At 65.4% G+C, this 13,289-nt stretch carries 13 protein-coding genes; 3 read left to right on the top strand and 10 right to left on the bottom strand.

The genetic code is table 11. The annotated features are described in order from the left end of the window. The first annotated feature begins 266 nt into the window (after nucleotides 1-266). Nucleotides 267-638 carry a PH domain-containing protein gene (locus tag IE88_RS0105790; RefSeq protein WP_031551493.1) on the top strand — a complete coding sequence of 124 codons (372 nt, stop codon included), beginning with the start codon at nucleotides 267-269 and terminating at the stop codon, nucleotides 636-638. Here the strand turns inward: IE88_RS0105790 and IE88_RS0105785 are convergent. From IE88_RS0105785 to IE88_RS0105745, 10 genes are all read right to left on the bottom strand, one after another. After that, nucleotides 635-1,312 (bottom strand): DUF2270 domain-containing protein, encoded by a 678-nt coding sequence (locus IE88_RS0105785; RefSeq protein WP_202900434.1) that lies wholly within the window; start codon nucleotides 1,310-1,312, stop codon nucleotides 635-637. The genes IE88_RS0105790 and IE88_RS0105785 overlap by 4 nt on opposite strands. Nucleotides 1,313-1,379: 67 nt before the next feature. Further along, on the bottom strand, nucleotides 1,380-2,870 hold the full coding sequence (locus tag IE88_RS0105780; protein WP_036766640.1) for a SpoVR family protein: 1,491 nt from the start codon (nucleotides 2,868-2,870) through the stop codon (nucleotides 1,380-1,382). Further along, the gene (locus IE88_RS18070) at nucleotides 2,867-3,196 is read right to left on the bottom strand and encodes a hypothetical protein (protein WP_156032407.1); all 330 of its coding nucleotides are present in this window, start codon (nucleotides 3,194-3,196) and stop codon (nucleotides 2,867-2,869) included. Before IE88_RS18070 ends, IE88_RS0105780 begins: the two co-directional genes overlap by 4 nt. Then, nucleotides 3,193-4,503: a YeaH/YhbH family protein gene (locus tag IE88_RS0105775; RefSeq protein WP_031551485.1), complete on the bottom strand. Its 1,311-nt coding sequence runs from the start codon at nucleotides 4,501-4,503 to the stop codon at nucleotides 3,193-3,195. The genes IE88_RS18070 and IE88_RS0105775 overlap by 4 nt, the downstream gene beginning before the upstream one ends. Nucleotides 4,504-4,556: 53 nt before the next feature. Next, the gene (locus IE88_RS0105770; protein WP_036766638.1) at nucleotides 4,557-5,255 is read right to left on the bottom strand and encodes a protein tyrosine phosphatase family protein; all 699 of its coding nucleotides are present in this window, start codon (nucleotides 5,253-5,255) and stop codon (nucleotides 4,557-4,559) included. After that, entirely contained in the window at nucleotides 5,252-6,028 is a 777-nt protein-coding gene (locus IE88_RS0105765; protein WP_031551479.1) for a glycosyltransferase family 2 protein, read from the bottom strand. The genes IE88_RS0105770 and IE88_RS0105765 overlap by 4 nt, the downstream gene beginning before the upstream one ends. Before the next feature lie 38 nt (nucleotides 6,029-6,066). Further along, nucleotides 6,067-7,002 carry a radical SAM protein gene (locus IE88_RS0105760; protein WP_031551476.1) on the bottom strand — a complete coding sequence of 312 codons (936 nt, stop codon included), beginning with the start codon at nucleotides 7,000-7,002 and terminating at the stop codon, nucleotides 6,067-6,069. After that, complete coding sequence (arsM, locus tag IE88_RS0105755) at nucleotides 7,002-7,862, bottom strand: arsenite methyltransferase (protein WP_031551473.1); 861 nt, start codon at nucleotides 7,860-7,862, stop codon at nucleotides 7,002-7,004. The genes IE88_RS0105760 and arsM overlap by 1 nt, the downstream gene beginning before the upstream one ends. 108 nt (nucleotides 7,863-7,970) lie before the next feature. Further along, nucleotides 7,971-9,254, bottom strand: coding sequence for a GAF domain-containing sensor histidine kinase (locus tag IE88_RS0105750; RefSeq protein ID WP_031551470.1), 1,284 nt, complete (start codon nucleotides 9,252-9,254; stop codon nucleotides 7,971-7,973). Between the two features lie 137 nt (nucleotides 9,255-9,391). Further along, the gene (locus tag IE88_RS0105745; RefSeq protein ID WP_238319266.1) at nucleotides 9,392-11,353 is read right to left on the bottom strand and encodes a PrkA family serine protein kinase; all 1,962 of its coding nucleotides are present in this window, start codon (nucleotides 11,351-11,353) and stop codon (nucleotides 9,392-9,394) included. 420 nt (nucleotides 11,354-11,773) lie between these two features. Between IE88_RS0105745 and IE88_RS0105740 the strand changes: the two genes are divergently transcribed. Continuing rightward, complete coding sequence (locus IE88_RS0105740; protein WP_031551464.1) at nucleotides 11,774-12,412, top strand: peroxiredoxin; 639 nt, start codon at nucleotides 11,774-11,776, stop codon at nucleotides 12,410-12,412. A 76-nt stretch (nucleotides 12,413-12,488) separates the two neighbouring features. Then, nucleotides 12,489-13,277, top strand: a complete 789-nt coding sequence (locus tag IE88_RS17160; RefSeq protein WP_031551461.1) for a sulfotransferase family protein — start codon at nucleotides 12,489-12,491, stop codon at nucleotides 13,275-13,277. The last annotated feature ends 12 nt before the right edge of the window (nucleotides 13,278-13,289 follow it).

The following is a 13,289-nucleotide window of genomic DNA, read 5'->3' as shown; positions in this document are numbered from 1 at the left end:
TCGCGGCGATGCCGCTTTCAGGGAGTCCGAAATGGACAAGAGAACCGGGGTGAAGGCCCCGAAACCCGCCAGCAAGCCCAAAGTCGAGCAGGACGATCAGGCTGCCCGCAACAAGGGCGGCAAGCCCAAGACCGGCGGCAAGAAGCACTAAGCCTTTCCGGAGCGGGCGAGGGCCGTCCCGTCCCGCCCGCTCCGACCTTCCCGAAGATGACAGCCGCGCCGCCCTCCGCCAGACTGGGCCGGCGAGTTTCGGGAAGGATGGCAGGATGGGATCGCTTTTCTTCGGCACTGCGGGCCGGATCGGAAAGGACAGGGCGGAGGAGCAGCTCGAGCCCTTCCTGATCGAGGGCGAGGAAGTGCTTCTCGCCTTCAAGGTCATCCGCGACGTCCATGCCCTCACCAATCTGCGCCTCCTGTCGCTGAACGTGCAGGGGCTGACAGGCTCGAAGAAGGAGGTCCGGTCGATCGGCTATGGCAAGATCTCGGCCTTCTCGATCGAGAGCGCGGGCACGTTCGACATGGATGCGGAGCTGAAGGTCCATGTCTCGGGCCTGCCGGAGGTCGAGATCCGCCTCGACAAGGGGACGCCGATCACCGAGATCCAGGCCCTGCTCGCCGAGAAGACGCTCAGGGGCTAGCCCATCGAGATCGGGTTCATGCTGGTCCGGAAGCGGCGCTTGTCGGATCGCCACATGATTCCCGTGAAGACCGCCAGCCCGATATAGGCGAGGCCGCTGATCAGCGCCGTCACCCAACCGGGAACGGGGCCGAGGGCGAGGGGGTGGAAGGCAGAGCCGTCCTCGCCCGCCGGACCGAAGAGCTTGCCGAACAAAGCGAGCGTCTGGACCGAGAAGATCCACATATAGTTCCGGCGCAGGCGCCTCCCGAGCGCGCGTCTGAACTGGATATGGTGCTCCGGGCGCTCATAATCCTGGGCCAGCCGCTCCCGCCAGCTGGCGGTCTCATAGGCCCTGCGGCGCAGGAGGGGGGCATAGAAATGGACCTCGATCCACCGCGCCCGCGCCCGCCAGACATTGAAGTAGCGGTAGCGCCGCGCCTCGAGATAGAGGAACACGCCGATCAGGAGCGAGACCAGGAAGAGCGGCATGGCCGAGGCGTCTGGCGAGGCATAGGAGATTGTCAGCGCCACGCCCAGCGAGAGGACGGACCAGTTGGTCGTCGCATCGAGCCGCGTCCGCCAGATCGTCGAGCGGTAGATCTCTCCGCGATAAAGATGGGCGAGGGCGCCCATCTCCGAGCTCGTGAAGCTGCTGTCGAGTGCAGGCTCGTCCTGTTCCAGCGTCTCGGTCACCCGGCGCTCCGCTCTGGCTTTTCCTTGTCAGGCGTTAGTCGCAGCACGTAGCGCAAGACAAGGCCCGTCAACTCATCTCGAGGATCTGGACGTCGAAGCCCCAGAGGCGTTCCAGGTGGCGCAACGTGGCCGCCTTGGCCTGGGGGTCGAGCTTGCGGCCGTTATAGACCGTATGCTGAACGGTCAGCGTCCTGTCGCCTTCGAGGTCCGCGCCGGTCACCATGAGGTTCGGCTCGTGAAGGCCGATATCGTACATCTGGGACAGGGCGTTGCGGGCGTTCCGGTAGCCCGCTTCGTCATGGATGGCGGTGACCTGGTAATAGGGTTTCCGGCCGTCATCGCCGAGCGCGAAGAGGCGGAAGTCGCGCATCACCTTGGGCGAGAGATATTGCAGGATGAAGCTCTCGTCCCGGAAATTCGCCCAGGCATCCTTCAGCGCCCCGCGCCAGTCGCCGCGCCCGGCGAGGTCGGGGAACCACTCATAATCCTCTTCCTCGGGGGCCTCCGTAATGCGGACGATGTCCTGCATCATGGCGAAGCCCAAGGCATAGGGATTGATGCCCGAATAGCGCGGGTCGTCGAAGGTCGGCTGGAAGACGACCGAGGAGTGCGAATGCAGGAACTCCATGATCGCGCCTTCGCCGATCCGTCCCTGATCGTAGAGGGTGTTCATGATGTAGTGGTGGGTGAAGGTCGCGCAGCCTTCGTTCATCACCTTGGTCTGCTTCTGCGGATAGAAATACTGCGAGATGTTCCGCACGATGCGGAGGATCTCGCGCTGCCAGGGCTGAAGGACGGGCGAGGCCTTCTCGATGAAGTAGAGAAGGTTCTCCTCGGGCAGCTTGATCGATCGGACCTCGTCCTGGCGCTCTTCGGCGTCGTCCGGCGCCTCGGTCCGGTGAGGCAGGGTGCGCCAGAGGTCGTTGAAGCTCTGCTGCTCGTGCTCGGCCCGCGCCGTGACCTTGGCCAGCGCCTCTGCGTCGGACAGCTTTGGCGGACGCGAAGAGCGGTAGACGCCCTGATCCATCAGGGCATGCGCGCTGTCGAGGATCAGCTCGACTTCCTCGGTCCCGTACTCGTCCTCGCAGCGGGTGATGTATTTCTTGGCGAAGTCGAGATAGCTCAGGATCGAGTTCGCATCCGTCCACTGACGGAAGAGGTAGTTGTTCTTGAAGAAGTGGTTGTGGCCGAAACAGGCATGCGCCATCACCAGCGCCTGCATGGTCATGGAGTTCTCTTCCATGAGGTATGCGATGCAGGGGTCGGAATTGATCACGATCTCATAGGCGAGACCGGTGAAGCCCTTCTGGTAGTTGGTCTGGTCCCGCGCGAAGCTCTTTCCGAAGGACCAGTGCCGGTACATGAGCGGCATGCCGTGGCTCGAGTAGGCATCGAGCATCTGCTCGGAGGTGATGACCTCGATCTGGTTCGGATAGACGTCGAGGCCGAGGTCTTCGAGCGCGATCACCTCAATCGCGTCATAGGCGCGTTGCAGGTCCGCGAAGGTCCAGGCAGCGTCGGTGTAGAGAAGGTCGGCGGCTATCGGCGTGGCGCTCATCTCGTCGTTCCTTCTACCTCACTCAACACAGAAAAGAGATCTTCGAAGAAATTCTTCGGCGGGCTAACATATATTTCTGCATACTGAAGATGTTTGAACGCCCGTTTATAATCGCCGCCGCCTTCAGCCTCTCGGAGTAATTCGCTTGTCAAAGACAGAAGCTCGCGGCTTTCAGCCTTGCCAAGACCTTTAACGGTATCGGTCAGAACCTGCCGAAGCGCTTGGTCGTCGGTGAGATCATATCCGTACAACCAATCCTGATGCAGCATCCGACTGAATGATAGCCATGCATCGGGAACAGGTTTCTTGAGGACTCGTGCGCTCATGCTGCGGCCCCCTTCCTGTCTTTCGCGAACAGCTCGCGGAACACCGGGAAGATGTCCCTGGGATGCGCGATCCGCGTCTGGGCGAAGCAGGGATCGCTGATCGAGCGATAGGCGCGCCAGAGCTCGGCGCCCGCATCGGGGTCGGAGAAGACGTCCATCTCGCGCTCGTCCAGGATCTCGATATAGGCGTAGTACTGAAGGATCGGCAGCACTTCTTCGTTCAGGAGCTGCACGCAGCGCTGGGCGTCGCCCGACTGGGTATAGCCGTCCGAGGCCTGCGCGACGTACAGGTTCCACTGGCCCGCCGGATACCGCTCCTTCTGGATCTGCTGCATCACCTCGATCGCGGTCGAGACGATCGTGCCGCCCGACTGGCGCGAATAGAAGAAGGTCTCCTCGTCCACTTCCTCTGCATGGTGGGTGTGGCGGATGAAGACCACCTCCACCTTCTCGTATTTCCGGGTAAGGAAGAGATAGAGCAGCATGTAGAAGCGCTTGGCGAGGTCCTTCTCGCGCTCGCCCATCGAGCCCGAGACGTCCATCAGGCAGAACATGACCGCCGCCGTGGTCGGCACGGGCTCGGGCTGGAAGGCGTTGTAGCGGACGTCGAGCGGGTCGATGAAGGGCGCCCAGCGGCGGCGCGCCTCAAGCTCCTCGAGCCTTGCCAGGACCTGTTTCTTCTCGGCGATCTGTTTCCTGGTCGGCTGAGCGATGCTTTCGAGCGTGAAGAGGCGCTCTTTCAGCTCGTTGATCTCTTCCGTCGAAGGACGCTTGAGGGCGAGCCTGCGGCCATGCGCGTTGCGCATGGTGCGGACGAGGTTGAGATTGGTCGGCGCCCCGACAGAGGTCACGCCCGCCCGGCGATAGCGGAAGGCCGTGTCCTGCTTGAGCGAGGTCTTGACCATGTTGGGCAGTTCCAGGTCCTCGAAGAAGACATCGAGGAACTCGTCGCGGGTCAGGGTGAAGCTGAAGCTGTCTTCGCCATCGCCCGAGTCCGAGGCATCCTTGCCGCCGCGCCCGCCGCCCTGGGGCGGTTTTCGCAAGCGGTCGCCGGCCTGGAAGTCCTTGTTCCCCGGATGGACATGCTCGCGCCGGCCCGAGGCGGGGTCGAGGCGGAAGCGCGGCTCGGCGGTCGATTTCGACGGAATCGACACCTTGCCGGAGCGGTCGAGCTCCTTGACCGAACGGTCGCGAAGAGAGCGGTTCACCGCTTCCTTGATCTGCCCGCGCGCCCTTCGCAGGAAGCGTTGCCGGTTCCCGAGAGACTTCCCCTTGGGGTTCAATCGGCGGTCGATGAAATGCGACATGAGCAGAGCTTAGCGTGAAAAGCGCCTCCACGCATTAACTCGTGCGCAAATTCCTATTCGCGTCGAAGAACGTGCTCCGTCAGCAACGCCCCGAGCGTGGTCGGACGGAACGCCGCCTGCACCGCATCGCGGTCGTACTCCTCGCGGACCCAAGACAGGAAATGCTCCGGCGTCTCGGCCGCGCCCTCGGCCCGCGCCGCCGCGCGATAGGCGTCGAAGAAGGCGCCCAGCACGCCCGTCTTGCCGTGCCGGACATGGCCGTAGCGGAAGGTGAGCTGCTGGAGCGCCTCGTCGAGCGGCCGCTCCGCACGAAGGAAGAGGTAGAGCGCGGAGGCGAGGCCCGCCCTGTCCGCGCCGGACTTGCAGTGCAGCAGGGCCGGATATTCGATGCTGTCGAACAGCTCCGCGAGGCCGAGGATGAACTCCGGCTTCGGCGCCTCGCGGCTATAGGCGCGGAAATTGACGAGGCGGATGCCGTGGCGCTTCGCTGCCTCCTCTTCGAGAAAATAGAAGCCCGGCTGGCGCTCGTGGTTCCGCAGGCCGCGCAGATTGACGATGGTGCGCACGCCGAGGCGCGACCAGCGCGCGATCCGGCCGGGCGAAGGCTGATAACTCCGCCACATCTCCTCCGACAGGCGGTGCGTGTTGTCATAGACCGTGCGCAGCACGCCATGATCGTCGAGGAGGAGCGAGCGCCAGGCGCGCCTGCGGCCCTTGGGCGTCGCGAAGTCTTCTGGCAGCAGGAACTTCATTCCGTCTCGTCTCTCAGATGCCGCTCATAGAGCTTCACGTCCTTGAGCCAGCGGCCATAGGCCTGCGCGACGCAGAAGGCGAAGCCGTAGACCCCTTTGCGGAACAGACCCTTCAGGAGATAGCGCTTGAGGAAATAGACCGGCATGCCGAAGACGATGCGGAGCGCGAGCACCCCTTTGGGCTTCTGCGCGACGCCGCGCGCGCGGCCGGTCATGTTGCGCTCCACCTTGCGGGTCAGATCGCCGATATCCTCGAAGGCGTGGTGGTAGAGCGGGCCTTCGAGGCGCGGCGCGCGGTTCTTGTCGACTTCGAGCTGGTCCCAGGCCGGGTGGTCGGGAATGCGGATGCGGCGGCGGTCATAGAGCTTGGCGCGGAAGGCGCGGTCGACCTCGTGCCAGGGCGCGCCGAAGGGCGGCACGATGACCCAGGGCAGGGCGTAGACCGGCTCGGGCGGCTCTCCGTTCTCGAACAGCTTCGCGATGCTGCCGGCGAGGGCAGGGGAGACGACCTCGTCTCCGTCGAGGTCGAGGAGCCAGTCATGCCGGCAGAGCTCTTCGGCGATGCGCTTCTGCTTTCCGCTGCCCTGCCAGTCGCGGGTGAAGACGCGCGCCCCCGCCGCCTCGGCGAGATCCGGCGTGCCGTCGGTCGAGCCCGAATCCACCACGACGACCTGCCGCGCGACCGCGAGCGCGGCGCGGACGACCTCCTCGATGTGGTCGGCCTCGTCCAGCGTGCGGATATAGGCGGAGAGGGGCGGGCGGGTGTCGGGCACGGTGTCCGGCGTAGCGGCCTTCCCGCCGCCTCATCAAGTCAGGAGCAGCTGGCGCCGCCGAGAACGCAGAAGGTCGCGCACCAGGGATGGTTGAGCGCGACGGGGCGCGCTGCCTCTTTCAGGGTCCCGCCCATCTCGAAGCGCTCGTCATAGGCGATGAGCGTGCAGGAGAGGACGACCGGCGCCTCGGCTCCCTTGCGTCGGACCACCATGCGCGAGGAGGCGCACATGATGTCCTCTGGCTTCTTGCCGAGAATGCCCCAGCAGGCCGTGGTGATCTCCGGCGGATCGTCGCCGGGCCGCATCTCGGGAAAGAGGACGAGGGCCTTGGGGTCGGTGACGTCGAGGTCGATCCCGAGGCCTTCGAGCATGTCCGCATAGCCTCTTCGCGCATCGGCCTCGTCCTCCCCGAAGACGGTGCGCCCCGCCACGGCGAGCCGGAAGCCCCGCTCATGCAGCCATGTCATGCCTTCCACCGCCCTGGCGAAGCTGCCCTCGCCGCGCTCCCGGTCGTGCAGTGCCTGAGAGTGATGGTCGAGGCTGACGCGCAGGGTGAGGTGCGCCCTCTTTTCGGGCGGCAGGGCGAGGAGCCCCCTTTGCACGCGCGGACGCATCATCGGCCGCATGGCATTGGTCAGGACGAGGACTTCGAAGCCCCGATCCAGCGCCGCTTCCAGAATGCCGAGAATGTCGGGATTCATGAAGGGCTCGCCGCCCGTGATCCCGACCTCGCGCGTGCCCATCTCCCGCGCCTCGTCGAGGAAGGGCAAAGCATCGCTCAGCGAGAGATAGACGAGCGCGTCATTCTTGGGCGTGCTCTCGATATAGCAGCCCTCGCAGGCGATATTGCAGAGCGTGCCGGTGTTCAGCCACAGCGTGTCGAGCCTGCGCAGCGGCACGCTGGCCCGCCTCTCGCCCTTGGCCGTGAGGACCGGGTCCTCGAATTTGCCCGGATGCGGCGCGCCATCGGCCATCAGCGGGGCTTCACCGCGAAGACCTTCACCGAGGCGGCATAGTCGTTGAGGTCGTAGGCGGCCATGGTCTCGCGCAGGGCGTCATGCGCGTCGCCCTGATCGGCGGCGGGTCCGCAGCAGGACGAGGCTTCCGGCGCGGCGGCCGGGGAGCAGCAGGCCGACTGGCCCTCCACTTCGCCATAGGCGTTGAGGTCGCTGCCGTCCTCGGTGATCGTAACGTCCGAGAAGCCGGCGGCGAGGAGGCCTTCGGTGAAATCCTCCTTCGAGATCGCGCCCGCGATGCAGCCGACATAGGCCGCGACGCTCTCTTTGAGCGCCGGGGGCAGGTCCTGCTTCAGCGCGATGTCGCTGATCGCGAGGCGGCCGCCCGGCTTCAGCACGCGCGCCATCTCCGCGAAGGCGGCTCCCTTGTCCGGGCAGAGATTGAGCACGCAGTTCGAGACGATGCAGTCCACGGTGCCGGTCCCGATCGGCATGTCCTCGATGTCGCCGAGAACGAATTCGGCATTGCCGTGCCCGCCCCTTTCCGCGTTCCTGCGGGCGAGGTCGATCATGTCCTGGGTCATGTCGAGCCCGATGGCGCGGCCAGTCGGCCCGACCGCCTTGGCGGCGAGGAAGACGTCGAGGCCTCCGCCGGAGCCGAGATCCAGCACGGTCTCGCCCTCGCGCAGCTTCGCGGTGGCGGTCGGATTGCCGCAGGACAGGCCGAGATTGGCGCCTTCGGGGAGCGCGGCGAGCTCTTCGGGCGAATAGCCGAAGGCGGCCGCGACGCGCGCGGCGCCGTCCCTCTGGGCGGAGGCTGCGCCGCGGGCGGTTGCGCCGTAGAGGCTGCGGACGGCCGTCTTCAATGTCTCGGACATGGCGATCTTCCAGGCTGGGGCAGGATGGAAGATCCCGGTTAACACGTCAGGGACGGCGGGCGAAGGGACCGCACGAGGCGCGGATCGCCGCGATCTGGGGAGAGGGGCTCAGGCCGAGCGGATTTCCGCCTTCGAGGCCGCCGTCACGGAGCGGTGGGCGGGAAAGATCACCGTCACGCGCGCGCCGCCTTCTGCGGCATTCTCGAACTCCATGTCCGCCCCGTGCAGCCGGGCGAGCCGGTATGCGAGCGGCAGGCCCAAGCCCAGCCCCTCGCTGCTGCGGGTCAGGATCGGCTCGGGTCCGATGAAGGGCGTGACGAGCCGCTCGGGGTCGAGTTCGGAAAAGCCGCTGCCGCTGTCGGTCACCCGGACGCGGAGCTGGTCCTCCACCAGATCGGCCGCGACCCGGACGACGCCGCCTACGGGCGAATATTTCACCGCATTCGCGATGAGCTGGCCGAACAGCTGTTCGGCGTGCACGGGATCGGCCTTGAGCAGGACGTCGCCCGCCTCCGCCTCGACCTCGACCCGGACCTTCTTCTCCGTCGCCTCGACGGCGGCGGTGTGAAGGGCGCCCTCGAGAATGGCTCGCGGCGAGACCGTGGCCTCGTTCAGCGTGACGCTTCCGCCTTCGGCCGCTGCGAAGCGGAGCGAACTCTCGATGACATTGGAGAGGCGCTCGCTGCCCTCGCCGATCTGGTCGAGATAGTCTTCTCTCTCTTCTAGGGAGAGCATGTCGCCGGCCTGGCGCAGAAGGTCGGCAAAGCCCTTGACGACATGCAAGGGCGTCCGCAGCTCGTGGCTGACCAGGGAGACGAAGCGGGTGCGTTCCCCCGCAGCATCCTCAACGCGCCTCTGCTCGCGCTCGAGCTGTCCGAGGATGTCGAGATCCTTGTCCCGCGACAGCCAGTGCGCCTCGATGTGGCGCGCCGTGAGCGAGGCGAAGGCGCGCAGCTCGCGCTCCTGTTCGGGCGTCAGCGCATCGCGCGGGAAGGTGTCGAGGATGCAGAAAGCGCCCAGCTTGGTCCCCTCCACCACGAGCGGCGCGCCCGCGTAGAACCGGATATGAGGCGCCCCGGTGACGAGTGGGTTGTCGCGGAAGCGCGCATCGGCGGTCGTGTCGGGCAGCACGAGAAGGTCGTCCTGCACGATGGTATAGGCGCAGAACGCGATGTCGCGGGGCGCTTCCTCGGTATGCAGGCCGACCTCCGAGGCGAAGCACGCCCGCGCATCGTCGATCAGCGTCACTGCCGCGAACTCGACGCCGAAGCGGCTCGCGGCGAGCTCGGTCATCCGGTCGAAGGTCAGTGTGCTGGCCGCTTCGAGAATGCCCGAGGCGTCGAGCACCTGCTGGCGCCGGGATTCATCGAAAGGAAGCGGATAGGAAGGCATGGGTCCCCCTTGAGTCCCTAAAACTGAAGGGAGCCTAGGAGGCTGTCGTTAATGTTCCGTAGAACAGGGGCTTAAGAGCGATCACGCCCGCGTCATCCGCGGCCCGTCCACCGACGGGCCGCGGGGCGCGGTTTCGCTCAACCGGCCTTGTTCACTCTCATATACCATTCGACGAGGCGGCGAACCTGCCGCGACGTGTAGCCGCGCTCGGTCATCCGGCTGACGAAATCGTCGTGCTTCTTGGCGGTGTCGGTGTCCTTCTTGGAGTCGAAGGAGATCACGGGCAGCAGGTCCTCCACTTGGGTGAACATCCGCTTCTCGATCACCGAGCGCAGCTTCTCATAGCTCGTCCAGCGCGGGTTCCGGCCTTCATTGTTGGCGCGGGCGCGCAGGGCGAACTTGACGACCTCGTTGCGGAAGTCCTTGGGGTTGGCGATCCCCGCGGGCTTCTCGATCTTGGACAGCTCCTGGTCGAGCGTGTTCCGGTCCATGAGCTGGCCGGTATCGGGGTCCTTGAAGTCCTGATCCTCGATCCAGGCATCCGCATAGGCGATGTAGCGGTCGAAGAGGTTCTGTCCGTACTCGCCATAGCTTTCCAGATAGGCCTTCTGGATCTCCTTGCCGATGAAATCGGCATAGCGCGGGGCCAGCTCGGCCTTGATGAATTCGAGATATTTCTTCTCGGTCTCGCCTTCGAACTGCTCGCGCTTGATCGCGTTCTCGAGCACATACATCAGGTGGACCGGGTCGGCCGAGACCTCCTCGGTGTCGAAGTTGAAGGTCTCGGACAGGACCTTGAAGGCGAAGCGGGTGGAGATGCCGTCCATCCCCTCGTCGATCCCGGCCGCATCCCTGTATTCCTGATGGCTCTTCGCCTTGGGATCGGTGTCCTTGATCTTCTCGCCGTCATAGACGCGCATCTTGGAGTAGAGGTTCGAGTTCTCGTGCTCGCGCAGCCGCGTGAGGACCGAGAACTTGGCCAGCATGGGCAGGGTCTCGGGCGCGCAGGGGCTGTCGGAGAGCTCTGAAGAGGCCAGAAGCTTCTCGTAGATCCGCGTTTCCTCGGTCGGCCGCAGGCAATAGGGCACCTTGATGACCGAGATCCGGTCGAGGAACGCCTCATTGTTCCGGTTATTGCGGAACTGCTGCCATTCGCTCTCGTTCGAGTGGGCGAGGATCAGCCCCTCGAAGGGGATCGGGCCGAGCGCCTCGGTGCCCACGTAATTGCTCTCCTGCGTCGCGGTGAGCAGGGGGTGGAGCACCTTGATCGGCGCCTTGAACATCTCGACGAATTCGAGAAGCCCCTGGTTCGCCATGCACAGGCCGCCCGAATAGGAATAGGCGTCGGTGTCGTCCTGGCTGAAATGTTCGAGCTTGCGGATGTCGACCTTGCCGACGAGCGCCGAGATGTCCTGATTGTTCTCGTCGCCGGGCTCGGTCTTGGTGATCGCGATCTGGCGCAGCTTGGACGGCCACAGCTTGACCACCTCGAACTTGGAGATGTCGCCGCCATACTCGTCGAGGCGCTTGACCGCCCACGGGCTCATCAGGCCCGTCAGGCGCCGCTTCTCGATCCCGTATTTCTCCTCGAGCAGGCTCTTGAGGTCCCCGCTCTGGAAGAGGCCGAGCGGGCTCTCGAAGACGGGGCTGATCTGCTCGCCCGCCTTGAGGACGTAGATGGGATGCTGCTCCATCAGGTCCTTCAGGCGTTCGGCGAGCGAGGACTTGCCGCCGCCGACCGGGCCCAAAAGGTAGAGCACCTGGCGCTTTTCCTCGAGGCCCTGCGCGGCATGGCGGAAATAGCCCACGATCCGCTCGATCGTGTCCTCCATGCCGTAAAAGCCCTCGAACGCCTTATAGCGCTTGATCGTGCGGTTGAAGAAGATGCGCGACAGGCGCGGATCCTTGGATGTGTCCACGAATTCCGGCTCGCCGATCGCCGCGATCATGCGCTCGGCCGGCGAGGCATACATCATCGGGTCGTCGCGCGCCGCCAGCAGGTAGTCCCGCAGCGACATGGTTTCGTGCCTGGTCCGCTCATAGCCCTTCGTGAAGACGTCGAAGACGTCGAGCCCGTCACCGTTCATGCTGCCACCCATGCTTTCTCTCGCTGCCGAAGGCGGGCCGCGGGCGGAACACAAAAAAGGCGGCAAGCGCTTTGCGCTGCCGCCTGTCGGTCGGTGCGAGCGGGCCCGGCGCGCCGGGCGTGCAGGCCTCTTCTCGATATCCGATCCATCGCTGTCTCCCGCGGAACGCAGCGACCCGCCTTGCCTCGGGCTGTCGCCGCTCCCATTAACAACCTACGACCGGTCAGGACGGATTGCGAGTGCGGGCTTGCCACACCGCGCCGCCCAATTCGGCTGTGGAAAAGTCAAGGCTCTGAAATAGCAGAGGAAATCAGACGGACGGCAGAGGAAAAAAATCCGTACTGCCTTTATCAGTACCCCCGCCTACTGGCAGCCGCGCGCAGGCGCTGCCAACAGGGCGAAGGGCATCATCATCGCCAAGGAGGCACGATCATGACACTTCTTCTCGGACAGACGGTTCCCGATTTCGCGCAGGAGAGCACGCAGGGCACGATCCATTTCCATGACTGGATCGGCGACAAGTGGTGCGTGCTGTTCAGCCACCCCGCCGACTTCACGCCCGTCTGCACCACGGAACTGGGCGCGGTCGCGCGCCTCAAGGACGAATGGGAGAAGCGGAACGTCAAGGTGCTCGCGCTCTCGGTCGATCCCGTCGACGATCACCAGAAATGGGTGAAGGACATCGAGGAGACGCAAGGCGCCGATATCTGGTATCCGATCCTCGCCGATGGCGACCGCAAGGTCGCGGACCTCTACGGCATGATCCACCCGGATGCCGCCGCCAATGTCACGGTCCGGTCGGTCTATGTCATCGACCCGGACAAGAAGCTGCGCCTGACGCTGACCTATCCGCCCGCCACGGGCCGGAACTTCCTCGAGATCCTGCGGGCGATCGACAGCCTCCAGCTGACCGACGGCTACAAGGTCGCGACCCCTGCGGACTGGAAGGACGGGGAGGACGTGATCATCGTGCCGAGCCTGACCGATGAGAACGAGATCAAGCAGCGCTTCCCCAAGGGCTACAAGACGGTGAAGCCCTATCTGCGCGTCACGCCGCAGCCGAACCGCTGATCCGCGCCGGCCGTTTTCCGGATCGCCACGCCGCGGCCCGGAACCCTAACGGCCGCTGATGCTGTTGGTGGGGGCGATGGACATGCGCCCCCACCACAGACTCGCCTTCGCCGCCCTGCGGCCCCTGATCGCCCGACGGCATGAGGACCGGACGCTTCTGGTCCTCGGCGTGATGCGGTCTGGCTCGACCCTGCTCACCCATATCCTGGCCGACAATCCGGGCATTGCCGGCTTCGGCGAGGCGCATCTCGTCTATGACCGGCCCGAACGCCTCGACGAGCTCGCCTACTGGACGCTGCGCTTCTCGCATCGCTGGCCGGAGCATGGCTCCTACCTGATGGATAAGGTGCTCCACGCGGGCTACCTGCCCGACCTCGCGGAGGTCGCGCGGGCGACCCGCCTGCACGTCCTCCTCCTCCTGCGGGAGCCGGAGGGCAATGCGGCGAGCCTCGAGCGCATGTTCGCCTCGGAGGGCAGGAAGGACCGGGCCGGCACGGTGCGCTATCTGGAAAAACGCCTGCGGGAGCTGTCGGCGAGCCTCGACGCCCTGCCCGGCGACGTGCCCTTCGCCGCCCTCAGCTACGATGCGCTGCGGGCCGATCCCGAGGGCGAGCTCGCCCGCCTCACCGGGTTCCTTCAGCTCCGCCAGCCGCTCGCGCCCCGCTACGGCATGACGCCGACGACCGGACGCTGGGGGTTCGGCGATGGTTCGGCCAAGATCCGGGCGGGCACGATCGTGAAGCCGGAAAGCGCGCCGCGGCCGCAGATCAGCGCCGATCTCGCCGGTGCGCACGCCCTCTACGCCGCGCTCGAGGCCGGAGCGGCGCGGCGCGATCCCACATTCACGCCGCGGACGAGAGCCTGAAGCGGCCGCGGC

This window comes from Parvularcula oceani (assembly GCF_000733125.1).
Taxonomy (GTDB): domain Bacteria; phylum Pseudomonadota; class Alphaproteobacteria; order Caulobacterales; family Parvularculaceae; genus Parvularcula; species Parvularcula oceani.
Note: the sequence above shows the minus strand (reverse complement) of the source record. Positions and strands in the feature narration are given on the sequence as shown.

Coding starts and splice junctions, on each gene's coding strand:
- IE88_RS0105770 (WP_036766638.1), bottom strand. CDS start 5,255: ATGAAGTTCCTGCTGCCAGAAGACTTCGCGACGCCCAAGGGCCGCAGG.
- IE88_RS0105775 (WP_031551485.1), bottom strand. CDS start 4,503: ATGTCGCATTTCATCGACCGCCGATTGAACCCCAAGGGGAAGTCTCTC.
- IE88_RS0105790 (WP_031551493.1), top strand. CDS start 267: ATGGGATCGCTTTTCTTCGGCACTGCGGGCCGGATCGGAAAGGACAGG.
- IE88_RS17160 (WP_031551461.1), top strand. CDS start 12,489: ATGGACATGCGCCCCCACCACAGACTCGCCTTCGCCGCCCTGCGGCCC.
- IE88_RS0105745 (WP_238319266.1), bottom strand. CDS start 11,353: ATGGGTGGCAGCATGAACGGTGACGGGCTCGACGTCTTCGACGTCTTC.
- IE88_RS0105750 (WP_031551470.1), bottom strand. CDS start 9,254: ATGCCTTCCTATCCGCTTCCTTTCGATGAATCCCGGCGCCAGCAGGTG.
- IE88_RS18070 (WP_156032407.1), bottom strand. CDS start 3,196: ATGAGCGCACGAGTCCTCAAGAAACCTGTTCCCGATGCATGGCTATCA.
- IE88_RS0105780 (WP_036766640.1), bottom strand. CDS start 2,870: ATGAGCGCCACGCCGATAGCCGCCGACCTTCTCTACACCGACGCTGCC.
- IE88_RS0105760 (WP_031551476.1), bottom strand. CDS start 7,002: ATGGCCGATGGCGCGCCGCATCCGGGCAAATTCGAGGACCCGGTCCTC.
- arsM (WP_031551473.1), bottom strand. CDS start 7,862: ATGTCCGAGACATTGAAGACGGCCGTCCGCAGCCTCTACGGCGCAACC.
- IE88_RS0105740 (WP_031551464.1), top strand. CDS start 11,774: ATGACACTTCTTCTCGGACAGACGGTTCCCGATTTCGCGCAGGAGAGC.